Raw genomic sequence first — 22620 nt, 5'->3', positions numbered from 1 at the left:
TCGGGAGCCGCCATGATTCTGCTGATTGATAACTACGATTCCTTCACCTGGAACCTTTACCAGTATTTTTGTGAGCTGGGAGCAGAGGTGGTTGTCCGCCGTAACGATGACGTGACTCTGGCCGATATTGCGACGCTGGCTCCGCAGAAAATTGTGATTTCACCCGGCCCCTGCACGCCGTCGGAATCGGGCGTGTCTCTGGATGTTATCCGGCACTATGCTGGCAAGCTGCCCATTCTGGGCGTCTGCCTGGGCCATCAGGCCATTGCCCAGGTATTCGGCGCCACCATCGTGCGTGCCGCGAAAGTGATGCACGGAAAAACGTCGCCGGTCACGCATACTGGTACCGGGGTATTCACGGGGCTCAATAATCCCTTAACCGTGACGCGCTACCATTCGCTGGTGATTGACCCGCCGACGCTGGCAGACTGCTTTGAGGTGACCGCCTGGAGCGATACGCAGGAGATCATGGGGATTCGCCACCGCGAGTGGGATCTTGAGGGCGTGCAATTCCATCCGGAAAGTATCCTTAGCGAGCAAGGGCATGACCTGCTGGCTAATTTCTTCCATCGCTGAATATCTGTTGCCTTGCTGTGATTTTTTATGCATATTTTGTGATTATATTTTCACAATCAATGTGACATAAAATGGATGGGCATGACATGGCAACTGAACAACCAGCAATTACCCGCGCAACATTCGATGAAGTGATTCTGCCGATTTATGCACCGGCTGAGTTTATCCCGGTTAAGGGGAAAGGCAGCCGCGTCTGGGATCAGCAGGGAAAAGAGTATGTAGATTTCGCGGGCGGTATTGCGGTCACGGCGCTGGGTCATTGCCATCCTGCGCTGGTGGAGGCGCTGAAAACCCAGGGCGAAACCCTGTGGCACACCAGTAACGTATTCACCAACGAGCCGGCGCTGCGTCTGGGCCGCAAAATCATTGATGCCACGTTTGCCGAGCGTGTGCTGTTTATGAACTCCGGCACCGAAGCCAACGAAACCGCCTTTAAGTTGGCGCGCTATTACGCGACGACACGTCACAGCCCGTACAAAACCAAAATCATCGCCTTCCACAACGCCTTCCACGGGCGCTCGTTCTTTACCGTCTCCGTCGGCGGCCAGCCGAAGTATTCCGACGGCTTTGGCCCAAAACCGGCCGACATCGTCCATGTGCCGTTTAACGATCTGCATGCGGTGAAAGCGGTGATGGACGACCACACCTGCGCGGTAGTCGTGGAGCCAATTCAGGGCGAAGGCGGCGTAACGGCGGCCACCCCGGAATTCCTGCAAGGGCTGCGCGCGCTGTGTGATGAGCATCAGGCGCTGCTGGTGTTTGATGAAGTGCAGTGCGGAATGGGACGTACCGGCGATCTGTTCGCTTATATGCACTACGGCGTGACGCCGGATATTTTGACCAGTGCCAAAGCGCTCGGCGGTGGTTTCCCGGTGAGTGCGGTGCTGACGACTCAGGAGATCGCCTCTGCGTTTCATGTCGGTTCGCACGGCTCAACCTATGGCGGTAACCCGCTGGCGAGCGCCGTGGCGGGTGCGGCATTTGATATCATCAATACGCCGGAAGTGCTGAACGGCGTGAACGCGAAGCGTGAGCTGTTCGTAAAACATCTGCAAAAGATCAATGACCAGTATGATGTGTTCAGCGAAATCCGTGGCATGGGTCTGCTGATGGGTGCCGAGCTCACGCCACAGTACAAAGGCCGCGCCCGCGATTTTCTGCATGCTGCCGCCCACGAAGGGGTAATGGTGCTGAATGCGGGGCCAGACGTGATGCGTTTCGCACCGTCGCTGGTGGTGGAAGAGAAAGACATTGAAGACGGGTTAACCCGCTTTGCCGCAGCGGTCGCGAAGATCGTTAAAGGCTAATACTTGGTTCGTTTTAACCGGCGCGTTAACCAAATGCCATGATGCGGACGCTGACGCCATGCCACCGACGAAATGGTGTGCATGGTGTTCAGGTGGCCCAGCACGCGCTGCAAATGCTGCTCCAGGGTGCTCATCGGCCCGCGGGTCAGCGTTTCCGGCGCTTCCAGAATGTTCGAATCCCCCGACTCACCCGGCGCGTCATACTCCAGACGCTGCTGACACCTCTGCAGGGCGATTTCACACGACTGCAAATAACGCTGCGCCAGATCCGGCGTCAGCATCGTGTGCTCGCGCGCCAGGGTGGTCATGGCGTTAATATGCTCGACGATAAACTGGCTATGCGTGACCCAGAGCTTCATGTCCGCCAGATAGTGCGCGTTAAAGCCTGGCTCCTGCATCGCCTGGTTGAGCGAGTTAAACAGGGCGTTGTGCGCCTGGTTGACCTTCATCCGCTGATAGGCCAGCGGGGAGGGCTGCGGGTCGTCGCTCAGGATCAGGCGAATAGCCTGCTGGTCGGCTTCCAGCGCGTCGTGGGCGTTCTGGCGCAGCAATCCGCTTTGCCACTGCGGCCACAGCCAGACCATGCCACCAAAGGCGATCAGACAGCCAATCAGCGTATCGATCAGGCGGGCAACGATAAACTGTTCGCCGTTTAGCGTAAGCAGCTGAAGGGTATATACCGCCGTCACCGTAAAGCCCACCATCGCCCAGCCGTAGTTTTTGCGGATAATCAGGTAACTCACCAGCGTAATCACCAGCATCCCAGCCAGGGTATACCCCTCGGGAACGTGGAAGTGTAGCGTTACGCCCGCAATAATCAGCCCCGCCATTGTGCCGCCTGCCCGGTGCAGAATACGTACCCGCGTGGCGCCGTAGCCGTTCTGGGTGACAAACAGCACGGTCATTAAGATCCAGTACGGTTTCGGCAGATGCAGCGCCATGCCCATCAGACTGGCGATACTGAGCATAACGCTAATCCGCGCGGCATTGCGCAGGGCAGAAGACTTAAGAGAGAGATAGCTTCTGAGTGCTGGCAGGAGCGGCAGACGTTTTTGCTTATCCGCCATCAGGTCGCGGGGATACAGCGGGCGCTGGGTGCGCAGCACGCGGGCAATGCGGCTGAAGTGCCAGGCGGCAAACTGGCCGACCGGGTTATCCGGATGCTGACGAGCAATTTTCTCCAGCGCGCCGAGCTGTTTATCCATGTTAAAGCGCGTGGGGTAGCGGTGATAGAGAATGTCGTCCGCCAGCACCCGCAGGCGCGCGGAGACGGTCTGCGCATTCCAGCGGATCACCGCCTCGGCGTGGCTGCGCTCGACCAGCTTTTGCACCTCTTGTGGGTGATGAAGGCTCACGGAGATATGCTCCTGCAGATCCAACCCCACCTGGAAGGTGCGCAGCAGGCGTTTATATTCGTGATTCTTGTTGGCGGCGAGCATATGCAGCTGCTGATAGCACTGGCTTATCAGATCCACCACCTTTTGCTGGCGCGTCAGCAGCGGCGGTAAGGATTTTTCCGGGTCGGTATGCTGGGTCAGCAAGGTGTATTTGGCTTCGCAGTAATCCGCAAGCTGGACATACAACAGGCTCAGAGATTCACGCAGCGGCTGTTCCCGCCACAGCCAGAACCAGAACCAGTTAAACAGCCCGTACCACAGCGTGCCGAGGGCGTAGATCAGCAGCGGCTCCCACACCGGCATATTCCCGGCGAGGCTCAGGGTGAAGATGGCGGCAATCAGTGAAGCGGGAAGCAGGCGGGCGTGCAGGGAACTGATTTCTGCGGTAACACCGAGGCTCATCGCCAGTACGGTCAGGATCAGCGGCAGCGGAATATCGCGCGCCAGTAAAAGCTGCACGGCGAGGCTACAGCCAGCAAACAGCGAACCGCCAACGATCAGGCGTTTGAAAAAGCGTTTATGCGGCGTGTCCAGACCTGCGATGTTGCAGCAGGCGGGAACGAGAGAAAACAGCAGACCCTGCTGGAGATGTCCCAGAATCAGGCCCACGGCCACAGGAAGGCACAACACCAGCGTTTGTCGCAGTGCGTAATTAACTTCCGGGTGATAGATCAGCCTGCGCCACATGGGGAATAGAGACAAAAACGGCGTGACACCTTGCGATGGCACGCCGTTTGAGCGGAATTAACGCGTTCCGTAGACCACGATGGTTTTACCGTGGGCAGAGATCAGGTTCTGATCTTCCAGCATTTTCAGGATACGACCCACCGTTTCGCGGGAGCAACCGACGATTTGACCAATTTCCTGACGGGTAATTTTAATTTGCATGCCGTCCGGGTGGGTCATGGCGTCTGGCTGTTTCGCCAGGTTCAGCAGGGTCTGCGCGATACGACCGGTGACGTCCAGGAAGGCGAGGTTACCCACTTTCTCGGATGTGACCTGCAGACGACGCGCCATCTGGGAAGAAAGACGCATCAGGATGTCAGGGTTTACCTGAATCAACTGACGGAATTTCTTGTAAGAAATTTCAGCCACTTCACATGCTGTCTTTGCACGAACCCAGGCGCTACGTTCCTGGCCTTCTTCAAACAGGCCCAGTTCACCGATAAAATCGCCCTGGTTCAGATAAGAAAGGATCATCTCTTTCCCTTCCTCATCTTTGATCAGCACTGCCACCGAGCCTTTGACGATGTAATACAACGTTTCCGCTTTTTCACCCTGGTGAATCAGCGTGCTCTTCGATGGGTACTTATGAATGTGGCAATGAGACAAGAACCATTCGAGAGTCGGGTCTGTTTGCGGTTTGCCAAGCACCATGCGCTGTTATCCTCTGTTATAAGCTGTCACCAGAGTCATCAGATGCATCCGGACTCTGGGGTTGCAATCGAATTCTTACCCATACCCTGGGAAGTCGGCTGTCGTAACGTTTCGCAGCCAGTAAAGTTTGATGTCCTCTGCATACATGTGTAACGTCAATGTATTACTGTAGCATCCTGAGTGTTTTAGCATAGCTTTCGCCGCGTGTCTCCTGGTGTCTCGCTTCAGCATGATGCAGGTCGCCTTCCGTTGCGAGAAATGTAACGCACGCGTAATCTGTCACCGAAAATGCAACGTTGGAGTTAAAGAATATGCAAGCGCGCGTGAAATGGGTTGAAGGTTTAACGTTCCTGGGCGAATCCGCGTCAGGGCACCAGATTTTGATGGACGGTAACTCCGGCGATAAAGCCCCCAGCCCAATGGAAATGGTGCTGATGGCGGCGGGTGGATGCAGCGCGATTGACGTTGTGTCGATTCTGCAAAAAGGTCGTCATGACGTAACGGATTGCGAGGTTAAACTCACCTCAGAACGTCGCGAAGAGGCGCCACGCCTGTTCACCCACATCAATCTGCACTTTGTGGTCACCGGTAAAGCGCTTAAAGACGCGGCGGTTTCGCGTGCGGTGGATCTGTCTGCGGAAAAATACTGCTCTGTGGCGTTAATGCTGGAGAAAGCGGTAAAAATCACGCATTCGTATGAAGTGATCGAGGCTTAATCTTTTGGCGGGTGGCGCTTCGCTGACCCGCCCTACAAAAGCATGAACGTAGGCCCGGTAAGCGCAGCGCCACCGGGCAGAACAACTCACGCAATCTGCTTCCCTTCCATCAACCGCTCCACCAGCGGCGTCATGATGAGCTCCATCGCCAGCCCCATTTTTCCGCCTGGTACCACTAACGTATTCATGTGCGAAATAAACGAGCCCTGCAGCATCGCCAGCAGCCAGGGGTAATCAATGCCTTCGAGATTGCGGAAGTGGATCACCACAAAGCTCTCGTCCAGCGACGGGATGGTTTTCGCCGCGAACGGGTTAGAGGTGTCCACCGTCGGCACGCGCTGGAAGTTAATGTGCGTGCGGGAGAACTGTGGCGTGAGGTAGTTGATGTAGTCTTCCATGGAGCGCACCACCGAATCCATCACCGCTTCGCGCGAATGGCCGCGCTCGCTCATGTCGCGCGTCAGCTTCTGGATCCACTCCAGGTTCACGATAGGCACCACGCCAACCAGCAGATCCACATGACGCGCCACGTCATGCTGTGGGGTGACTACGCCGCCGTGTAATCCCTCATAAAACAGCACATCGGTGGGTTCCGGCAGCGGCTGCCAGGGGGTAAAGGTGCCCGGCACCTGATTCCACGGCACAGCTTCATCATAGGTATGCAGATACTTACGCGATTGCCCTTTGCCGCTCTGACCGTACTCCAGGAAGGTTTGCTCAAGAAGGCCAAAGTCATTGGCTTCAGGACCGAAATAGCTGATGTGTTTACCCAGATCGCGCGCCTTACGGATCGCCATGTCCATTTCAGGTCGCGTATAGCGGTGAAAACTGTCGCCTTCGACCTCCGCCGCCCGGAGATTCAGTTGGGCGAAAATCTTACGAAACGCGAGGCTGGTGGTGGTCGTTCCCGCACCACTCGACCCCGTAACGGCAATAATGGGATGTCTGGCAGACATAGCAACTCCCTGACTGAAAAGGTTGGAAGGTCAGCCGTGAAACGCGTTGCGGGGCATGATATTGACCGTCTCATGCAGTTCTGACCACACCAGCACCACGTCGCCGCTTTTCAGCTGGCGTTTTACATCGTTGACCTTCTGCTCGAGTGAGCGTTCATGTTCACCATAATCGGTGCCTTCACGTAATACAAAGCTTTCAATCAGATTATCGAGCGTTTCGGGAGACAGATCCTGCCAGGGGATGATCATTTTGCACCGTCCAGATAAAGAGTAAGCCAGTCAGGAATACGCGCCTCCAGCCACATTTTCGGGCGGCGCAGCGTCCCGCCAATAAACCCAACGTGGCCGCCATGTTCAGTCAACTGATAGTGAACATTGTCGGGAAGGAATTCCTGCGCGGGAATAGAGTGATGATCCATAAACGGGTCATCTTTGGCGTGAATAATCAGCGTCGGCTGGGTAATTTTGCTGAGCAACGGCATGGCGCTGCACTGACGGTAATAGTCGATCGCATCGGCGAAGCCGTGAATTTTTGCGGTGATCAGATCGTCGAATTCACGAATGCGGCGCACCTTTTTCAGCTGGCGCAGGCTGACCGGCAGGGTATCCGGGTAAGCCTTCAGCTTACGTGCGGCGTTGGCTTTCAGCAGGTTGAGCAGATAGCGCTGATAGACGCGGGAAAACCCTTTATCCATATGGTAGCTGCACTGCTCCAGCATAAACGGCGCGGAGACAATCACTGCGGCATTGAGCGGTACGCTGTCGCCCTCTTTGGCCAGCAGGCAGGCGAGCATATTTCCGCCCAGCGAATACCCCACGGCCGCCGTTGGCACGGTGCCATAGTTTTCCCGCAGCCAGTGTAAAAACCAGGTTCCGTCTTCGGTTTCACCCGAGTGATAGATGCGTTTCTGACGATTTGGCTCGCCGCTGCAGCCACGAAAATGCATCACCACCCCGAGCCAGCCGCGCGCTTTTGCTGCCTCAATCAATCCATGCGCATAAGGGCTGTGCAGACTCCCTTCCAGACCATGAAAAACCACCAGACGCGGCTTATGACGTGCCTGCTCGGGGTCTTCGCTCCAGGCGAGATCCAGAAAATCACCGTCTGGCAGGTCAAGCCGCTGCCAGTGCGGCGTGAACTGAACCTTACGGCGGATCAGCCGTGGCAGCATGGTCTGCAAATGGCAGTTGGACACACCGCGCATGGGCACGAACTCGGTGCTGTCTTCGGCTGCAATGTCGAAGTCTGTTGGAATGATTTGGGTCATAAGCGCGATGCTGATTCTTGTCGGAAATTAACGATACTTTCCGAATTGTACCCCGTTTAGCCTGGTTTTCCGAAACATGAACTGATCCCGATCACAAATCTTTACCGTGATTATTACTCTCAGGCTAATGATTCCGCTCTACGCTTAATTGATGCCTTTCCCACCAGAGCGCACACTTTACTCAACGTTAAGCAAATCAAAATGATTAGCTGAATCAGGAGGTTAATAATGTTATCTGGGCAAACACCCACCCGGCAATGGAACACGCGACGCAGCGAAAAAGCGCGTCGTCTGGCGTCCGTACCGGTGCAGGGCAAGGTACTGCCAACCGGCGACCTTGTCGCCATGCTGGAAAAACTGATCGCCCCTGGCGATAAGGTCGTTCTGGAAGGTAACAACCAGAAGCAGGCCGATTTCCTTTCACGCTCGCTGGCTGAAGTGAACCCGCAAATTGTCCACGATCTGCATATGATCATGCCGAGCGTCGGCCGTAGCGAGCATCTGGATATCTTTGAGAAAGGCATCGCCCGCAAGCTGGACTTCTCCTTCTCCGGGACGCAGAGCCTGCGAATCTCCCAGTTGCTGGAAGATGGTCAGCTCGAAATCGGCGCTATCCATACCTATATCGAGCTCTATTCACGCCTCTACGTCGACCTCTCGCCCAACGTGGCGCTGATTGCGGGGTTTAAAGCAGACAGCAAAGGCAACCTCTACACCGGGGCGAGCACCGAAGATACTCCGGCACTGGTGGAAGCCGCGGCCTTCCACGACGGGATTGTGATTGCGCAGGTGAATGAACTGGTGGACGACGAATGCGACCTGCCGCGCGTCGATATTCCGGGCTCCTGGATTGACTATGTTGTCGTTGCCGACAAACCATTCTTTATCGAACCGCTGTTTACCCGTGATCCGCGACTGATCAAACAGGAACACATCCTGATGGCGATGATGGCGATTAAGGGCATCTACGCGGAACATCAGGTGCAGTCCCTCAACCACGGGATCGGTTTTAACACCGCAGCGATTGAACTGCTGCTGCCGACCTACGGCGAACAGCTCGGCCTGAAGGGCAAAATCTGTAAGCACTGGACCCTGAACCCGCACCCAACGCTGATCCCGGCAATTGAAAGCGGCTGGGTGGAAAGCGTGCACTGCTTCGGCGGCGAGCTGGGGATGGAAGAGTACATCCGCGCCCGTCCGGACATCTTCTTTACCGGTGCCGACGGCTCCATGCGTTCCAACCGTGCGTTCTGTCAGCTGGCCGGTCAGTATGCGGTCGATATGTTTATCGGCTCAACCCTGCAGGTTGATGGTTACGCCAACTCCTCAACGGTGACACGCGGTCGTCTTTCCGGCTTCGGCGGTGCGCCAAACATGGGGCACGACCCACACGGTCGTCGCCACGCCACACCGGCCTGGCTGAACATGATCACCGAACCTGACCCGATGCAGCGCGGTAAAAAACTGGTCGTGCAGATGGTGGAAACCTTCCAGGCGGGCGTAAAGCCGACCTTTGTGGAAAAGCTTGATGCTGTTGACGTGGCAAAAGCGTCCGGGATGCCTCTGGCGCCGGTCATGATATACGGCGACGACGTGACGCACGTGCTGACGGAAGAGGGGATTGCTTACCTCTATCGCGCCAAAGATCTTGAGGAGCGTCGTGCCATGGTCGCCGCTGTGGCGGGGATTACCGATATCGGCCTGGGCGTGGATGCTAAACGCGTGGCGGAACTGCGCCAGAGCGGCAAGGTTGTTTATCCGGAAGATATGGGTATTCGCCGCACCGACGCCACCCGCTCTCTGCTGGCGGCGGGCAGCGTGTCAGACCTCGTTGAATGGTCCGGCGGTCTGTACAACCCACCTGCGAAATTCCGGAGCTGGTAATGAAACTTCTGCCCCAGATTCAGGTTGAAGGCGGTGCCGAATGGCTGGCGCGAACCGCCACGCAGTGTCTGATTGACGAAGCACGATTAAGCCCGAAACCCGGTCTGGTGGACAGTCGGGGGAACGGTGCGCACCACGATTTATCCCTTGCGCTGATGGAGCGCTCCGCGCGCAGCCTGACCCCGACGTTTCAGGCGCTGGCGCAGCAAAGCTGGCTGCGTCCGGCAGATATTGCGCTTCGGCAAACCGTTGGCCGTCTTGGTCGCGAAGGCGAGCAGCAGATGATGGCTGCAACGTGTGGCGTAAACACCCATCGCGGCGCGATTTGGGCGCTGGGGTTGCTGGTCAGCGCGGTGGCGATGCTGGGCGGGGAAGCCAGGGCGCACGACGTCGCCTGCACCGCCGCGCAGCTGGCGAAACTCCCTGATGAGGCGGCGCCGAAAGTGTTCAGCAAAGGCCTTCGCGCCACGCACCGCTACCGCGTACCGGGTGCACGCGAAGAGGCTCAGCAGGCGTTCCCGCACATTATGCAGCGCGCGTTGCCGCAGCTTCGCCTGAGCCGTCTCAACGGCAGCAGCGAAACGCACGCCAGGCTTGACGCGCTGATGGCGATCATGACGTCGCTTACCGACACCTGCGTGCTGTCGCGCGCCGGGCTGGAGGGGCTGGACGCCATGCAGGACGGTGCCCGTGCGGTACTGAACGCCGGAGGTTGTGCAACGGCTGCAGGCCAGCAGGCGCTGGCTAACTTAGACCGTCAGATGCTGGCGCTAAACGCCTCCCCAGGCGGCGCTGCTGACCTGCTTGCTGCCACGCTGTTTCTCGATCGCGTCGAAACGCCTTATTCAAAGCATTAAGAGGATGTTATGGAAAAAATCACATTGACCGTGCCAGCCAGCCGCGCGTTAAGCGGCAGGGCCCTGGCAGGGGTAGTCGGTTCCGGGGATATGGAGGTGCTCTTCACCGCCGAACCGGGCCAGACGTTAACCATTGATATCACCACCTCCGTCGACAACAGCCGGGGTCGCTGGGAGGCACTGTTCAACCGCCTGCAAACGGTCAGTAGCCTGCCAGCAGGAAAACTGACCATTCATGATTTCGGCGCGACGCCGGGCGTGGCTCGCATTCGTATCGAACAGGTTTTTGAGGGGGTGAGCCATGCGTGATGACAGCAGCTTTATCGAATTGAAAGCACGCCAGCGTGCGCAGGCCCTGCTCGATGAGGGTAGCTATCGCGAACTGCTGGATCCGTTTGAAGGCATTATCTCTCCGTGGCTTGGGCCACAGGGCATTGTTCCGCAGGCGGACGACGGCATGGTGGTGGCGAAAGGCACGATCAACGGTCAGCCAGCCGTTGTGGTCGCCATTGAAGGTGCGTTCCAGGGCGGCAGCATGGGTGAAGTGTCCGGTGCCAAAATGGCGGCGGCGCTGGAGCTGGCGGCAGAAGATAACCGCAACGGCATTCCGACTCAGGCTGTGCTGTGCCTCGAAACCGGCGGCGTTCGTCTGCAGGAGGCGAACCTGGGTCTGGCCGCCATTGCCGATATCCACGCGGCGATTGTTGACCTGCGTCGTTACACGCCCGTTATCGGGATTGTCGCAGGGACCGTGGGCTGCTTCGGTGGGATGTCCATCGCGGCGGCGCTGTGCAGCTACCTGATTGTGACCCGCGAAGCGCGTCTCGGACTGAACGGTCCGCAGGTCATCGAGCAGGAAGCGGGGATTGAAGAGTACGACTCCCGTGACCGTCCGTTTATCTGGAGCATGACCGGTGGCGAAGTGCGCTATCAAAGCGGGCTGGTTGACGCGCTGGTCGGTGACGGTATCAACGCGGTGAAAGCGGCGATGAACGACGCGATTGCCAGGGGCGTACCCGCGAAACACCGCACCGATAACTACGACGATTACCTGAACCGTCTGACGAATTTCGACACCCGCAAACAGGCCGATGCCGAACAAATTAACGCGCTTTTTGCCCGGGAGGTGAAATGATGACTAACGCAATAAGCCGTGGCGAACTCTGGATGACTCTGCTCGCGCCGAATGTAAAACGTGTGGAAGGGCTTTGCCCGTCCGTGCAGGCGGCAGACGGCGAACTGAACGGTGAGGCGGTGCGTTTTGTTGCCGTGGTGCCGGATGCCCACAACCATTTCCCGCGCGCGGCGAAAGGGGAAGTTGGTCTGCTGGAGGGCTGGACGCTGGCGAAAGTGGTGAGCGAAACCGTGGCCGAGGATGCCAGTAAGTCCGTGAAGCGTCCGATTGTGGCGGTGATTGACGTCCCAAGCCAGGCCTATGGCCGTCGCGAAGAGGCGTTTGGTATCCACCAGGCGCTGGCGGGGGCTGCCGCCGCGTATGCGAATGCGCGTCTGGCCGGTCATCCGGTGATTGGGCTTATCGTCGGTAAAGCGATGTCCGGCGCATTTCTGGCGCATGGCTACCAGGCTAACCGCCTGATTGCTTTCAACGATAAAGGGGTGCTGATCCACGCGATGGGTAAAGAGTCTGCGGCGCGCATTACGTTGCGAACCGTCGACGCGCTGGAAAAACTGGCGGCCACCATTCCGCCGATGGCCTATGACATCAGCAACTACGCCACCCTGGGGCTGCTTTCAAACCTGCTGGACATCAGCAACCCGGATGCCCCCTCCGATAACGATCTGGCGCAGGTGAAAACCACCCTGCAACAGGCCATCAGTGACGCTCGTCAGGACACCACGTTGAACAATCGTCTGGGTGCTGACAACCGCCGCAGCTCTGCCCTCGTACGCGAACGCATGCGGGCAAGCTGGTAAGTAAAAAGAGACCTGCCAGATGCACGACCCCGCGGACGTAACCGTTACGTCCGCGCGGGAACCTGCATCCTGAAAATAATAATCATCGCGCCAGTGCTTTAACTTTTTTACTACAGGTGAATTATGACTTACGTAATTGTTCATGCTCTTGCACCGATTTTCGTCATCATGCTGCTGGGATTCTGGGCCGGTAAGGCAAAGATGGTCGATAACAAAAACGTTTCCCTGCTTAATATTTTCGTGATGGATTTTGCACTGCCTGCCGCGCTGTTCAGCGCCACCGTGCAAACGCCGTGGACCGGCATTGTGGCCCAGTCGCCGCTGATTCTTGTGCTGACCCTGGCGATGTGGATAACCTATGCGGCCATCTACTTCCTCGCCACCGGCGTCTTTAAAAAATCGCCGCAGGATGCCGCCGTGCTGACGCTGACCGTCGCCCTGCCAAACTATGCGGCGCTCGGCCTGCCTATTCTGGGCAGCGTGCTGGGTGAAGGTTCATCGACATCACTGTCTGTTGCGGTCTCCATCGCCTGCGGTTCGGTGCTGATGACCCCGTTCTGCCTGCTCATTCTGGAACGTGAAAAAGCGCGCACCGAAGGGAATAACTCTGGCTCAACGCTCTCCATGTTGCCGGTGCTGATGTGGCGTTCGATTAAAAAACCGATCGTGATGGGCCCGCTGCTGGGTGTCATTTTGTCCGCCATCGGTATCAAAATGCCGGAACTGGTGCTGGCGGCGATTAAACCGCTGGGGCTGTCCGCGACCGCTGCAGCGCTGTTCCTGACCGGGGTGATCCTCTCTGCCCGTAAGCTGCAGATCAACACCATGGTGATCACGTCAACTATCGCCAAGCTGCTGATTCAGCCTGCGATTGCCTGGGGTATCGTTTTACTCTTTGGTCTGCACGGTTCCGTGGCGATCACCGCTATCCTGATGATTGCGCTTTCTGCGGGCTTCTTCGGTGTGGTGTTCGGTAACCGCTTTGGCGTGCAGTCTCCGGATGCGGAAGCCGTGCTGCTGTTAAGCTCCGTACTGTGTATCCTGTCGCTGCCGCTGTTTATCTCGCTGACCTCAGGAATGTAATCATGACCATAACATTACGCCCCCACGACCTCATCTGGCTTACCGCGCGAGACGCGCTGGAAGGCATCACCGACGACTGGGTGGAGGCGGCCTGGCATACCGGTTTGCCGGTCGTAGTGCGGCGTGATGTTGATAACGCTGGCCGTATTCCCGTTGGCGTGCGCGGCCTGCGCCGCGACCAGCGGGCGGCCGGATGGGTGAAACCAGAACACGTAACGCGTGTGGTGTCACCCGAATCACTGAGCGTAACGGCGGATCTGCTGCGCTCGCCCTTTGTGACGCAGCCACCGGTACAGGTGGCACTACAACTTTCTCAGCAGCCGTGGCCATGGTCGTGGGGCATTACCGGCAGCACTGGCTATGCACTGGCGACCGGTATTCCGGTTATCCACGCCGACAGCGATCTCGACCTGTTGATCCGCGCCCCTCAGCCGATTTCCCCTGATGCGTTTACCGCATGGCAGTCGCAGCTCGGCCATGCATTGTGCCGGGCGGATACGCAGGTCGATACACCCGAAGGGGGATTCGCGCTGGCGGAGTGGCTGCGCGACGGCAAAACGCTGCTGAAAACCCGCCGCGGACCGCGTCTGGTAACGGATCCGTGGCGCAGGGAGGAGTAATGAAAATACTGTTTACCTTTCCGGGGCAGGGCACGCAGCATGAAGGTATGCTGCATAACCTGCCGGGAACGGCGCTGGCTCAGGCGCGTAAGGTACTGGGAAGCGAAGTCGATACACTGGACAGTGCAGCCTCGTTACGCCACACCCGCGCGGTTCAACTTTGTCTGTTGATTTCAGGCGTGGCCTGGGCACGCGAGCTTCAACGTCGCGGCGTGACGCCGGACATTGTGAGCGGTTTGTCGATTGGCGCGTACCCGGCAGCAGTGATGGCTGGCGCACTGGAATTTACCGACGCCCTTAAGCTGGTTGCATTGCGCGGCGATCTGATGGAGCAGGCGTATCCGCACGGCTATGGCCTGACGGCGATTATGGGGTTGACCCTGTCGCAGGTGGAACTGCTTATCGAAGGCACGGGCACGTACATCGCGAACCTGAACGCCGAAACGCAGATTGTAATTGCCGGCTCCGATGAAGGGATGGCGCAGGTAGCAGAGCGGGCGCTGGCGAAAGGGGCGAGCAAGGCCAAACGGCTGGCGGTCAGCGTGCCGTCGCACTGCGCACTGCTGGCGGACCCGGCGCAGAAGCTGGTGGCAGCGTTTGAATCGGTCACGCTTTCACGCCCACGCTGCGCGTATCTGAGCGGCAGTACCGGACGCGTGCTCTGGCAGCCGGAGAAGATCGCCGACGATCTGGCGATGAATATGGCGCGTACCGTGCGCTGGCAGGAGGCGGTAATATCCGCGAATGAACGCGATGCGCGGCTGGCAATCGAGATGCCGCCCGGCGGCGTGCTGACCTGCTTAACGCGACAGGCGGCGTGGGAAGGGGAATCCATTTCTCTGGAACGCAGCGGGGTTGAGGTAGCGGTACATTTGGCGGGTCGGCTTCGAGCGTAGGTTTTTCGCCCGGTGGCGGCTGCGCCTTACCGGGCCTACAATCCGGGATTAGGGCCGGTAAGCGTAGCGCCACCGGGCAATAACATCAGGCACCTTCCTGCAAGCTGCGCGCATACATCCGCCCTTCGGCGGCCAGTGCGCGCAGGCTCGGATCCTGCTCGCGGTTGCGGGCAAAGACAATCGCAATCAGCTGCTGCATCTGGTACGGTTCCGCCAGCTTCAGTAGCTGCACCGAGTTCTCATACACTTTCTTCATCCTCCCCGGCATCAGCGTAAAGCCGACCCCCGCCTGCACCAGGCTCAGCATTGAGAAAATGTCATTCACGCGAGTGACGATCTCCGGTTCGAATCCGGCGATATGAAACGCCTCCTGAAACCCGGCGTAGGTCGCAAACCCTTCTGCCAGCGAGACAAATTTCTGATGTTTGTAATCACGAAGATCCGCTGGCCCATGGGCGTTCAGCGTGGCGGACGCGGGCGCGGCAAGGAAAATATCGTCGTGAAACAGGGGCAGTACTTCGAGGCTGTTACGGTCGATATCGCTTTCGGAGATGGAGATCAATATGGCGTCCAGCGACCCTTCGTCCAGCATGTGTAGCAATGTGTCGTTAGAGCCCATCGTCAGATCCATCTCCAGATCCGGACGGCGTAATTTCATGCCCATAATCAGGCGCGGTACGGTTTCCAGGGTGAGCGAGTAGAGCGTACCGACGCGCAACCGACCCTGGCCGATACCGGCGATTTTGCGCGACTCTTCCAGCCCGCGCTCCATCACCTGCATGACTTCCTGGCAATATTCCAGCAGCGTCCAGGCGGAGGGCAGCGCAATCAGATTGCGCCCCTTGTGGGTAAAAAGCGGGCAGCGCACGTTCTCTTCCAGCGTGTGCAGCGCGCGGTGCACGCTGACACCGCTCAGCCCGAGCGTTTCGGCGGTACGGGCGATATTCCCTTTCTCCATGAAGGTCATGAAGATGCTGAGTTTGCGGAATGTAATCTCGCTCGTGGTATCGAAACGCATAACCCTCCCGGTGTGTTAGTCGGCCTGCAGCATCGCTTCCAGCTGTTCCTGCGCGTCCAGCCACGCCATTTCGCACGCTTCGAGGCTCGATTTGGTCTTTGCCTGCGTTTGCAGGCAATCCGTCAGCTCCGCTTTACGGCTTTGATCGTACAGGCCGCTGTCGCCTAGCTTCTCTTCAACGGTGGCAAGCGTGGCGTTGAGCTTCTCCATCTCTTTTTCCAGACGGGCAATCTCTTTACGCAGCGGCTGAGTCTGGGTGCGCAGCTCCGCTTCCCGGCGCTTCTGGTCTTTACGCGCCTGCGCGCTGTTGGCGTTGTCTTTCGCCGACTCTTCCGGCTGGTTTTCCTGCTTCTGCACGTCCGTCAGCCACTGCTGGTAGTCTTCCAGATCGCCGTCGAACGGTTCAACTTTGCCATCATGCACCAGGTAGAGATCGTCTGTGGTGGAGCGGATCAGGTGACGATCGTGCGAGACCACCACCAGCGCGCCTTCGAACTCAATCAGCGCTTCGGTCAGCGCCTGACGCATGTCGAGATCCAGGTGGTTGGTCGGTTCATCGAGCAGCAGCAGGTTCGGGCGCTGCCAGACGATCAGCGCCAGTACCAGGCGGGCTTTTTCACCGCCGGAGAAACGCTCTGTGTTTTCGGTGACTTTATCGCCCTGGAAGCCGAAGCCGCCGAGGTAATCGCGCAGCTTCTGCTCCATTTCCTGCGGTGCCAGACGAGCAAGGTGCTGGATAGGCGATTCATCCGCGCGTAAAAATTCCAGCTGATGCTGAGCGAAATAGCCAAGCTTAATGCCTTTCGCCAGGCCGATTTCGCCGCTGACCGGGTTAAGTTCGCCCGCCAGGAGTTTGATTAGCGTTGATTTACCGGCGCCGTTACGCCCCAGCAGACCGATACGTGAACCCGGCACCAGGTTGAGCTTGATGGAGTCGAGAATAATGCGATCGCCATAGCCCGCGCTCACTTTTTCCATTTTCAGCAGCGGATTCGGCAGGCTTTCCGGTTCGCGGAAATTGAAGTGGAACGGGTTATCGACGTGCGCCGGGGCAATCATCTCCATGCGTTCCAGCATCTTGATGCGGCTCTGGGCCTGCTTGGCTTTAGAGGCTTTGGCCTTAAAGCGATCCACAAAGCTTTGCAGGTGCGCCACGCGCTGCTGCTGGCTTTCGTACATCGCCTGCTGCTGGGCCAGGCGCGTCGCGCGCTGGCGCTCGAAAGAGCTGTAGTTGCCGGTATATTCGAACATCGTTTGCTGTTCGATATGAATGATTTTATCCACCACCGGATCGAGGAAGTCGCGGTCGTGGGAGATCAGAATCAGAGTGCCCTGATAGCTCTTAAGCCACTTCTCCAGCCAAATAACCGCATCGAGATCGAGGTGGTTAGTCGGTTCATCGAGTAGCAAAAGATCAGAACGGCAGATCAGCGCCTGCGCCAGGTTGAGGCGCATACGCCAGCCGCCGGAGAAGTCGCTGACCGGGCGTTCCAGCTGTTCATTGCTGAAGCCCAGGCCGTGCAGCAGGCTGGAGGCGCGGGAGCGAATGGTCCACGCGTCGATGGCGTCCAGCTTGCCATGAACGGTGGCGATGGCGTGACCGTCGTTGCGCTCGTTGGCGGCGTGGAGTTCCGCTTCGAGTTTGCGGTATTCACGGTCGCCGTCGATAACATAGTCGAGGGCCGGTTCGCTCAGGGCAGGCGTCTCCTGGTTCACCCAGGCGAGCTGCCAGTTTCCCGGATAAGTAAAGCTTCCGCCATCCGCGCTAATCTCGTTTTTCAGCAGCGCCAGCAGCGTGGATTTGCCACAGCCGTTTTTGCCGACCAGACCCACTTTTTGGCCCGGGTTGATGGTAGCAGTGGCGTTATCGAGCAGAACGCGCACGCCGCGACGAATTTGTAACGAGGAGAAAACAATCATAGAAGCGCCGTATGTTCCGACTATGTTAATTTGTCATTATGATAATGTAAGGTGTGGGCCATTTTCCGCACCGGGCCGCCATGGTAGCCCAAAACAACAACGATACACAAAAACAGAAACACGACCGGGAGGGGAATGATGTCTCAGACAGCGAAAGTGCTGCTGCTGTATGCCCATCCGGAATCTCAGGACTCGGTGGCGAACCGGGTGCTGCTTAAGCCGGCCACACAGCTCAGTAACGTTACGGTGCACGATCTCTACGCGCACTATCCTGATTTCTTTATTGATATTCCGTACGAGCAGGAACTGCTGCGTCAGCATGACGTGATTGTGTTCCAACACCCGCTTTACACCTATAGCTGTCCGGCACTGCTGAAAGAGTGGCTGGACCGCGTGCTGAGCCGCGGCTTCTCCAGTGGGGTGGGGGGAAACCAGCTGGCGGGAAAGTACTGGCGCAGCGTGATCACCACCGGTGAACCCGAAAGTGCTTACCGTCACGACGGGCTGAACCGTTATCCGATGAGCGATATCCTGCGGCCATTCGAGCTGACGGCGGCGATGTGCCGTATGCACTGGATGAGCCCGATCATTGTCTACTGGGCACGGCGTCAGGATCCGAAAGAACTGGCCAGCCACGCCAGAGCCTATGGCGAGTGGCTGGCATCGCCGATTCCGGCAGGAGGTCGTTAATGGAAGGATCGAATTTGCTCCTCGCCGGGGTACTGTTTTTATTTGCGGCCGTCGTCGCGGTTCCGCTTGCCGCCCGTCTCGGCATCGGTGCGGTACTGGGATATTTGCTCGCGGGGATCGCCATTGGTCCCTGGGGACTGGGATTCATCAGCGATGTGGATGAAATTCTCCATTTCTCCGAGCTAGGCGTGGTGTTCCTGATGTTCATCATCGGTCTGGAACTGAATCCCTCTAAATTGTGGCAGCTCCGACGCTCTATCTTTGGCGTGGGTGCCGCGCAGGTGTTGTTCAGCGCCGCGATTCTGGCTGGCCTGCTAATGCTGACCCACTTTTCCTGGCAGGCCGCGGTGATTGGCGGGATTGGTCTCGCCATGTCGTCGACGGCGATGGCGTTGCAGCTGATGCGCGACAAAGGGATGAACCGCAATGAAGCCGGGCAACTGGGCTTTTCGGTGCTGCTGTTTCAGGATTTAGCGGTGATCCCGGCGCTGGCGCTGGTGCCGCTGCTGGCGGGTTCTGGCGACGATAGCTTCGACTGGGCAAAGATTTCCATGAAGGTGCTGGCTTTTGCGGGCATGCTGATTGGCGGACGCTTCCTGTTGCGTCCGGTGTTCCGCTTTATTGCCGCATCGGGCGTGCGTGAAGTGTTTACCGCTGCGACGCTGTTGCTGGTGCTTGGCTCGGCGCTGTTTATGGACGCGCTGGGGCTATCAATGGCGCTGGGTACTTTTATCGCCGGGGTGCTGCTGGCGGAGAGCGAGTATCGTCACGAACTGGAAATTGCCATCGATCCCTTCAAAGGGCTGCTGTTAGGGTTGTTCTTTATTTCGGTGGGGATGGCGCTCAATCTCGGTGTACTTTATACCCATCTGCTCTGGGTTGTGGTCAGCGTCGCCATCCTGGTGGCGGTGAAAATGCTGGTGCTGTACGTCATGGCGCGTATTTACGGGTTGCGCAGTTCGGAACGTATGCAGTTTGCCAGCGTGTTAAGCCAGGGGGGAGAGTTCGCGTTTGTGCTGTTTTCCGCCGCGTCCTCTCAGAAGCTGTTTAAGGACGATCAGATGGCGCTGCTGCTGGTGACGGTGACGCTGTCGATGATGACCACGCCGCTGCTGATGAAGCTGGTGGATAAACTGCTGTCGCGCCGCTTAAACCCGACGGACGATGAAGATGAAGCGCCATGGGTAGAAGACGATAAACCCCAGGTGATAGTGGTGGGCTTTGGCCGCTTCGGGCAGGTGATTGGTCGCCTGTTGATGGCGAATAAGATGCGCATTACGGTGCTGGAACGCGATATCAGTGCGGTTAACCTGATGCGTAAATATGGCTACAAGGTTTATTACGGCGACGCGACCCAGCTTGAGCTGCTGCGCTCGGCGGGCGCTGAGGCCGCCGAGTCCATCGTGATCACCTGTAACGATCCGGAAGACACGATGAAACTGGTGGAGCTGTGTCAACAGCACTTCCCGCACCTGCATATACTGGCGCGTGCCCGGGGACGTGTTGAGGCTCACGAATTGTTGCAGGCGGGTGTGAAACACTTCTCCCGTGAGACGTTCTCCAGTGCGCTGGAGTTAGGCCGTAAGGCGTTGATCTCGCTGGGCATGCATCCTCATCAGGCGCAACGTGCCCAGATGCACTTCCGTCGGCTGGATATGCGAATGCTGCGCGAACTGATGCCGGTACATACCGACACGGCGCAGATCTCCCGCGTGCGGGAAGCGCGTCGCGAGCTGGAGGAGATCTTCCAGCGAGAGATGCAACAGGAACGACGCCAGCTTGATGGCTGGGATGAATTTGAATAAAGGGTAACGAAAGATGGCTGTCCGTAAACGCTTTATCGCAGGTGCAAAATGCCCGTCCTGCCAGGCGCAAGATACTCTGGCGATGTGGCGAGAAAATAATATTGATATCGTTGAGTGTGTTAAGTGTGGTCACCAGATGCGTGAGGCCGATAAAGAGGCCCGCGATCATGTTCGCAAAGAAGAGCAAGTGATCGGCATTTTTCATCCGGACTAGCGATATGCCCTGAGTTTTTTTAAGCTAAAGGGTACACGGGTGCAGATTTCCGCTACAATCTGCGCCAGCAATTTTCCCACGCTCAGGAGATATCATGAAAGTAGCAAAAGACCTGGTGGTCAGCCTGGCCTATCAGGTACGTACAGAAGACGGTGTGTTGGTTGATGAGTCTCCGGTGAGTGCGCCGCTGGACTACCTGCATGGCCACGGTTCCCTGATTTCCGGCCTGGAAACTGCGCTGGAAGGTCATGAAGTTGGCGACAAATTCGACGTTGCTGTCGGCGCGAACGACGCTTACGGTCAGTATGACGACAACCTGGTTCAGCGCGTTCCTAAAGACGTATTCATGGGCGTTGACGAACTGCAGGTTGGCATGCGCTTCCTGGCTGAAACTGACCAGGGTCCAGTGCCTGTTGAAATCACTGAAGTTGAAGACGACCACGTTGTGGTTGACGGCAACCACATGCTGGCTGGCCAGAACCTGAAGTTCAACGTAGAAGTTGTTGCGATCCGTGAAGCGACCGAAGAAGAGCTGGCTCATGGCCACGTTCACGGTGCGCACGGTCACGACCATGACCACGATCACGGCCACGACGGCTGCTGCGGTGGTCACGGCCACGATCACGACCATGGTCATGACCATGGCAAAGGTGGTTGCGGTAACGGCGGCTGCGGTTGCCACTAATTCCGCTAAGCGGAAAATAAAAAAGCGGGGGAACCCCGCTTTTTTTACGCCTCAATAATGAGGTGGTGGTGTCTCTTCAGACTGAGAGGCAATGTTTGACGGCTGCGTTGCCTTTAGCTTTTCCGTCAGCAGACGCATGTGATCCCGCAGCTTCGCCATTTCGAGTTCATGTGCTGTGACGGTCTGGTTTAGTTCTTCGATGGTGATGTCCTGAAAAGCCAGGCGGCTTTCCAGCTCAGCCATTCTCGCTTCTATCGTTGTATCCTTCATCATTCACCTCGTTTATGTCTGATTTACCTGATGGTCCAGCGGCGGCGCAGTTTAACTGAGTTTATCCTTAAGTGCAGTCTCTATCCCGCTGGCAAGAAACTTATTTAAACAAAAATAGTCTGAAAAGTGGTGAGAATTGGGAGTGTCTGTCTGTAGATTTCTTCTGCAACGTTTTATAGTACGTCACTCATTTACGTTTAACGCTGGGGTGAGAGTCCCCAGGCCCTGGAGATATGGATGAAATCACTGTTTAAAGTAACGCTGCTGGCGACGACGATGGCTGTTGCGCTGAACGCGCCGCTGTCATTCGCTGCTGATACTGCTGCGAAGCCTGCTGCCACTGCAGACAGCAAAGCGGCGTTCAAAAATGACGACCAGAAATCCGCCTACGCACTGGGCGCATCTCTGGGTCGTTACATGGAAAACTCTCTGAAAGAACAAGAGAAACTGGGCATCAAACTGGATAAAGCCCAGCTGATCGCAGGCGTACAGGACGCATTTGCGGATAAGAGCAAGCTGTCTGACCAGGAAATTGAGCAGACGCTGCAGGCGTTCGAAGCACGCGTGAAGGGTGCCGCTCAGACCAAGATGGAAGCGGACGCGAAAGACAACGAAGCGAAAGGCAAAGCCTACCGCGATACCTTTGCTAAAGAGAAGGGTGTGAAGACCTCCTCTACTGGCCTGGTGTACAAAGTTGAGAAAGAAGGCACCGGTGATGCGCCGAAAGACAGCGATACTGTTGTCGTAAACTACAAAGGTACGCTGATCGACGGTAAAGAGTTCGATAACTCTTACACCCGCGGTGAGCCGCTCTCCTTCCGTCTGGACGGTGTGATCCCTGGCTGGACTGAAGGCCTGAAAAACATCAAGAAAGGCGGCAAGATCAAGCTGGTTATTCCACCGGATCTGGCCTACGGCAAAACGGGCGTTCCGGGTATCCCGGCTAACTCCACGCTGGTCTTCGACGTAGAGCTGCTGGACATTAAACCAGCACCGAAAGCGGATGCGAAACCGGAAGCGCAGGCAGATCAGAAAGCTGCGACAGACGCTAAGAAGTAATGTAATAAAAACCGCCGCCTTTAAGGCGGCGGTTTTTTTATTGCGGGGCAGATATAATTAACACTGGAAAGCGTCTGGTACGCTGTA

General features: G+C 57.3%; 24 protein-coding genes. 16 read left to right on the top strand and 8 right to left on the bottom strand.

The window, feature by feature from the left end:
- The first annotated feature begins 12 nt into the window (after window positions 1–12).
- Together pabA and ABFI50_RS07455 are read left to right on the top strand one after the other, a co-directional pair.
- On the top strand, window positions 13–576 hold the full coding sequence (pabA, locus tag ABFI50_RS07460) for an aminodeoxychorismate synthase component 2 (protein WP_047365893.1): 564 nt from the start codon (window positions 13–15) through the stop codon (window positions 574–576).
- Between the two features lie 86 nt (window positions 577–662).
- The gene (locus ABFI50_RS07455) at window positions 663–1883 is read left to right on the top strand and encodes an aspartate aminotransferase family protein (RefSeq protein WP_192830750.1); all 1221 of its coding nucleotides are present in this window, start codon (window positions 663–665) and stop codon (window positions 1881–1883) included.
- Here the strand turns inward: ABFI50_RS07455 and ABFI50_RS07450 are convergent.
- Both ABFI50_RS07450 and crp read right to left on the bottom strand, forming a co-directional pair.
- Window positions 1880–3967: a YccS/YhfK family putative transporter gene (locus ABFI50_RS07450; RefSeq protein ID WP_347486095.1), complete on the bottom strand. Its 2088-nt coding sequence runs from the start codon at window positions 3965–3967 to the stop codon at window positions 1880–1882. The genes ABFI50_RS07455 and ABFI50_RS07450 overlap by 4 nt on opposite strands.
- A 57-nt stretch (window positions 3968–4024) precedes the next feature.
- A complete protein-coding gene (gene crp / locus ABFI50_RS07445; RefSeq protein ID WP_000242758.1) occupies window positions 4025–4657 on the bottom strand; it encodes a cAMP-activated global transcriptional regulator CRP in 633 nt (210 codons plus the stop codon).
- Window positions 4658–4968: 311 nt separating this feature from the next.
- Here crp and ABFI50_RS07440 point away from each other — a divergent pair, with 311 nt between their 5' ends.
- Window positions 4969–5373, top strand: coding sequence for an OsmC family protein (locus ABFI50_RS07440; RefSeq protein WP_014885509.1), 405 nt, complete (start codon window positions 4969–4971; stop codon window positions 5371–5373).
- An 86-nt stretch (window positions 5374–5459) separates the two neighbouring features.
- Here the strand turns inward: ABFI50_RS07440 and ABFI50_RS07435 are convergent, their stop codons facing one another.
- Genes ABFI50_RS07435 through ABFI50_RS07425 form a run of 3 tightly spaced genes read right to left on the bottom strand, consistent with a single transcriptional unit; the run spans window position 5460 to window position 7597 of the window.
- Window positions 5460–6329: a phosphoribulokinase gene (locus ABFI50_RS07435; RefSeq protein ID WP_014885508.1), complete on the bottom strand. Its 870-nt coding sequence runs from the start codon at window positions 6327–6329 to the stop codon at window positions 5460–5462.
- A 30-nt stretch (window positions 6330–6359) separates the two neighbouring features.
- On the bottom strand, window positions 6360–6578 hold the full coding sequence (locus tag ABFI50_RS07430; protein WP_003861664.1) for a YheU family protein: 219 nt from the start codon (window positions 6576–6578) through the stop codon (window positions 6360–6362).
- Entirely contained in the window at window positions 6575–7597 is a 1023-nt protein-coding gene (locus ABFI50_RS07425) for a hydrolase (protein ID WP_014885507.1), read from the bottom strand. Before ABFI50_RS07425 ends, ABFI50_RS07430 begins: the two co-directional genes overlap by 4 nt.
- A gap of 228 nt (window positions 7598–7825) precedes the next feature.
- Between ABFI50_RS07425 and mdcA the strand changes: the two genes are divergently transcribed.
- The 8 genes from mdcA (at window position 7826) to mdcH (ending at window position 14872) form a co-directional block, all read left to right on the top strand.
- Window positions 7826–9481, top strand: coding sequence for a malonate decarboxylase subunit alpha (gene mdcA, locus ABFI50_RS07420; RefSeq protein ID WP_248190111.1), 1656 nt, complete (start codon window positions 7826–7828; stop codon window positions 9479–9481).
- Window positions 9481–10338 carry a triphosphoribosyl-dephospho-CoA synthase gene (locus tag ABFI50_RS07415; RefSeq protein ID WP_248190110.1) on the top strand — a complete coding sequence of 286 codons (858 nt, stop codon included), beginning with the start codon at window positions 9481–9483 and terminating at the stop codon, window positions 10336–10338. The genes mdcA and ABFI50_RS07415 overlap by 1 nt, the downstream gene beginning before the upstream one ends.
- Window positions 10339–10347: 9 nt before the next feature.
- Entirely contained in the window at window positions 10348–10647 is a 300-nt protein-coding gene (gene mdcC / locus ABFI50_RS07410) for a malonate decarboxylase acyl carrier protein (protein ID WP_014885504.1), read from the top strand.
- Window positions 10640–11473: a biotin-independent malonate decarboxylase subunit beta gene (locus tag ABFI50_RS07405; RefSeq protein WP_014885503.1), complete on the top strand. Its 834-nt coding sequence runs from the start codon at window positions 10640–10642 to the stop codon at window positions 11471–11473. The genes mdcC and ABFI50_RS07405 overlap by 8 nt, the downstream gene beginning before the upstream one ends.
- Window positions 11473–12273, top strand: a complete 801-nt coding sequence (gene mdcE / locus ABFI50_RS07400) for a biotin-independent malonate decarboxylase subunit gamma (RefSeq protein WP_032645410.1) — start codon at window positions 11473–11475, stop codon at window positions 12271–12273. Before ABFI50_RS07405 ends, mdcE begins: the two co-directional genes overlap by 1 nt.
- A 123-nt stretch (window positions 12274–12396) precedes the next feature.
- A complete protein-coding gene (locus tag ABFI50_RS07395) occupies window positions 12397–13356 on the top strand; it encodes an AEC family transporter (protein WP_023331468.1) in 960 nt (319 codons plus the stop codon).
- Window positions 13357–13358: 2 nt separating this feature from the next.
- Window positions 13359–13976 (top strand): malonate decarboxylase holo-ACP synthase, encoded by a 618-nt coding sequence (locus ABFI50_RS07390; protein WP_088127359.1) that lies wholly within the window; start codon window positions 13359–13361, stop codon window positions 13974–13976.
- On the top strand, window positions 13976–14872 hold the full coding sequence (gene mdcH / locus ABFI50_RS07385) for a malonate decarboxylase subunit epsilon (protein ID WP_176260942.1): 897 nt from the start codon (window positions 13976–13978) through the stop codon (window positions 14870–14872). Before ABFI50_RS07390 ends, mdcH begins: the two co-directional genes overlap by 1 nt.
- A gap of 85 nt (window positions 14873–14957) precedes the next feature.
- On the opposite strand, the gene ABFI50_RS07380 is transcribed toward mdcH, so the two are convergent.
- Window positions 14958–15890, bottom strand: coding sequence for a LysR family transcriptional regulator (locus ABFI50_RS07380; protein WP_048997504.1), 933 nt, complete (start codon window positions 15888–15890; stop codon window positions 14958–14960).
- Between the two features lie 15 nt (window positions 15891–15905).
- The gene (locus ABFI50_RS07375) at window positions 15906–17810 is read right to left on the bottom strand and encodes an ABC transporter ATP-binding protein (protein WP_047027063.1); all 1905 of its coding nucleotides are present in this window, start codon (window positions 17808–17810) and stop codon (window positions 15906–15908) included.
- A gap of 135 nt (window positions 17811–17945) precedes the next feature.
- On the opposite strand from ABFI50_RS07375, the gene kefG reads away from it, so the two are divergent.
- The 4 genes from kefG (at window position 17946) to slyD (ending at window position 21204) form a co-directional block, all read left to right on the top strand.
- Window positions 17946–18500: a glutathione-regulated potassium-efflux system ancillary protein KefG gene (gene kefG / locus ABFI50_RS07370; protein WP_021242220.1), complete on the top strand. Its 555-nt coding sequence runs from the start codon at window positions 17946–17948 to the stop codon at window positions 18498–18500.
- A complete protein-coding gene (gene kefB, locus ABFI50_RS07365; protein WP_014885492.1) occupies window positions 18500–20305 on the top strand; it encodes a glutathione-regulated potassium-efflux system protein KefB in 1806 nt (601 codons plus the stop codon). The genes kefG and kefB overlap by 1 nt, the downstream gene beginning before the upstream one ends.
- A 13-nt stretch (window positions 20306–20318) precedes the next feature.
- The gene (locus tag ABFI50_RS07360; protein ID WP_003861689.1) at window positions 20319–20519 is read left to right on the top strand and encodes a YheV family putative zinc ribbon protein; all 201 of its coding nucleotides are present in this window, start codon (window positions 20319–20321) and stop codon (window positions 20517–20519) included.
- Window positions 20520–20613: 94 nt separating this feature from the next.
- On the top strand, window positions 20614–21204 hold the full coding sequence (gene slyD, locus ABFI50_RS07355) for a peptidylprolyl isomerase (RefSeq protein ID WP_014885491.1): 591 nt from the start codon (window positions 20614–20616) through the stop codon (window positions 21202–21204).
- Between the two features lie 51 nt (window positions 21205–21255).
- Here the strand turns inward: slyD and ABFI50_RS07350 are convergent, their stop codons facing one another.
- Complete coding sequence (locus ABFI50_RS07350; protein ID WP_008503009.1) at window positions 21256–21474, bottom strand: protein SlyX; 219 nt, start codon at window positions 21472–21474, stop codon at window positions 21256–21258.
- A 237-nt stretch (window positions 21475–21711) separates the two neighbouring features.
- Here ABFI50_RS07350 and fkpA point away from each other — a divergent pair, with 237 nt between their 5' ends.
- The gene (gene fkpA, locus ABFI50_RS07345; RefSeq protein WP_023331457.1) at window positions 21712–22533 is read left to right on the top strand and encodes an FKBP-type peptidyl-prolyl cis-trans isomerase; all 822 of its coding nucleotides are present in this window, start codon (window positions 21712–21714) and stop codon (window positions 22531–22533) included.
- Window positions 22534–22620: the final 87 nt, after the last annotated feature.

The organism is Enterobacter sp. HNDS-6 (assembly GCF_039850505.1).
Lineage (GTDB): Bacteria > Pseudomonadota > Gammaproteobacteria > Enterobacterales > Enterobacteriaceae > Enterobacter > Enterobacter kobei.
The sequence above is the reverse complement of the archived record's forward strand: the minus strand, read 5'-3'. Positions and strand labels throughout refer to the sequence as shown.

Excerpts from the sequence above, each read along its gene's own strand:
- pabA (WP_047365893.1), top strand. The coding sequence starts at position 13 with ATGATTCTGCTGATTGATAACTACGATTCCTTCACCTGGAACCTTTAC.
- ABFI50_RS07455 (WP_192830750.1), top strand. The coding sequence starts at position 663 with ATGGCAACTGAACAACCAGCAATTACCCGCGCAACATTCGATGAAGTG.
- ABFI50_RS07450 (WP_347486095.1), bottom strand. The coding sequence starts at position 3,967 with ATGTGGCGCAGGCTGATCTATCACCCGGAAGTTAATTACGCACTGCGA.
- crp (WP_000242758.1), bottom strand. The coding sequence starts at position 4,657 with ATGGTGCTTGGCAAACCGCAAACAGACCCGACTCTCGAATGGTTCTTG.
- ABFI50_RS07440 (WP_014885509.1), top strand. The coding sequence starts at position 4,969 with ATGCAAGCGCGCGTGAAATGGGTTGAAGGTTTAACGTTCCTGGGCGAA.
- ABFI50_RS07435 (WP_014885508.1), bottom strand. The coding sequence starts at position 6,329 with ATGTCTGCCAGACATCCCATTATTGCCGTTACGGGGTCGAGTGGTGCG.
- ABFI50_RS07430 (WP_003861664.1), bottom strand. The coding sequence starts at position 6,578 with ATGATCATCCCCTGGCAGGATCTGTCTCCCGAAACGCTCGATAATCTG.
- ABFI50_RS07425 (WP_014885507.1), bottom strand. The coding sequence starts at position 7,597 with ATGACCCAAATCATTCCAACAGACTTCGACATTGCAGCCGAAGACAGC.
- mdcA (WP_248190111.1), top strand. The coding sequence starts at position 7,826 with ATGTTATCTGGGCAAACACCCACCCGGCAATGGAACACGCGACGCAGC.
- ABFI50_RS07415 (WP_248190110.1), top strand. The coding sequence starts at position 9,481 with ATGAAACTTCTGCCCCAGATTCAGGTTGAAGGCGGTGCCGAATGGCTG.
- mdcC (WP_014885504.1), top strand. The coding sequence starts at position 10,348 with ATGGAAAAAATCACATTGACCGTGCCAGCCAGCCGCGCGTTAAGCGGC.
- ABFI50_RS07405 (WP_014885503.1), top strand. The coding sequence starts at position 10,640 with ATGCGTGATGACAGCAGCTTTATCGAATTGAAAGCACGCCAGCGTGCG.
- mdcE (WP_032645410.1), top strand. The coding sequence starts at position 11,473 with ATGACTAACGCAATAAGCCGTGGCGAACTCTGGATGACTCTGCTCGCG.
- ABFI50_RS07395 (WP_023331468.1), top strand. The coding sequence starts at position 12,397 with ATGACTTACGTAATTGTTCATGCTCTTGCACCGATTTTCGTCATCATG.
- ABFI50_RS07390 (WP_088127359.1), top strand. The coding sequence starts at position 13,359 with ATGACCATAACATTACGCCCCCACGACCTCATCTGGCTTACCGCGCGA.
- mdcH (WP_176260942.1), top strand. The coding sequence starts at position 13,976 with ATGAAAATACTGTTTACCTTTCCGGGGCAGGGCACGCAGCATGAAGGT.
- ABFI50_RS07380 (WP_048997504.1), bottom strand. The coding sequence starts at position 15,890 with ATGCGTTTCGATACCACGAGCGAGATTACATTCCGCAAACTCAGCATC.
- ABFI50_RS07375 (WP_047027063.1), bottom strand. The coding sequence starts at position 17,810 with ATGATTGTTTTCTCCTCGTTACAAATTCGTCGCGGCGTGCGCGTTCTG.
- kefG (WP_021242220.1), top strand. The coding sequence starts at position 17,946 with ATGATGTCTCAGACAGCGAAAGTGCTGCTGCTGTATGCCCATCCGGAA.
- kefB (WP_014885492.1), top strand. The coding sequence starts at position 18,500 with ATGGAAGGATCGAATTTGCTCCTCGCCGGGGTACTGTTTTTATTTGCG.
- ABFI50_RS07360 (WP_003861689.1), top strand. The coding sequence starts at position 20,319 with ATGGCTGTCCGTAAACGCTTTATCGCAGGTGCAAAATGCCCGTCCTGC.
- slyD (WP_014885491.1), top strand. The coding sequence starts at position 20,614 with ATGAAAGTAGCAAAAGACCTGGTGGTCAGCCTGGCCTATCAGGTACGT.
- ABFI50_RS07350 (WP_008503009.1), bottom strand. The coding sequence starts at position 21,474 with ATGAAGGATACAACGATAGAAGCGAGAATGGCTGAGCTGGAAAGCCGC.
- fkpA (WP_023331457.1), top strand. The coding sequence starts at position 21,712 with ATGAAATCACTGTTTAAAGTAACGCTGCTGGCGACGACGATGGCTGTT.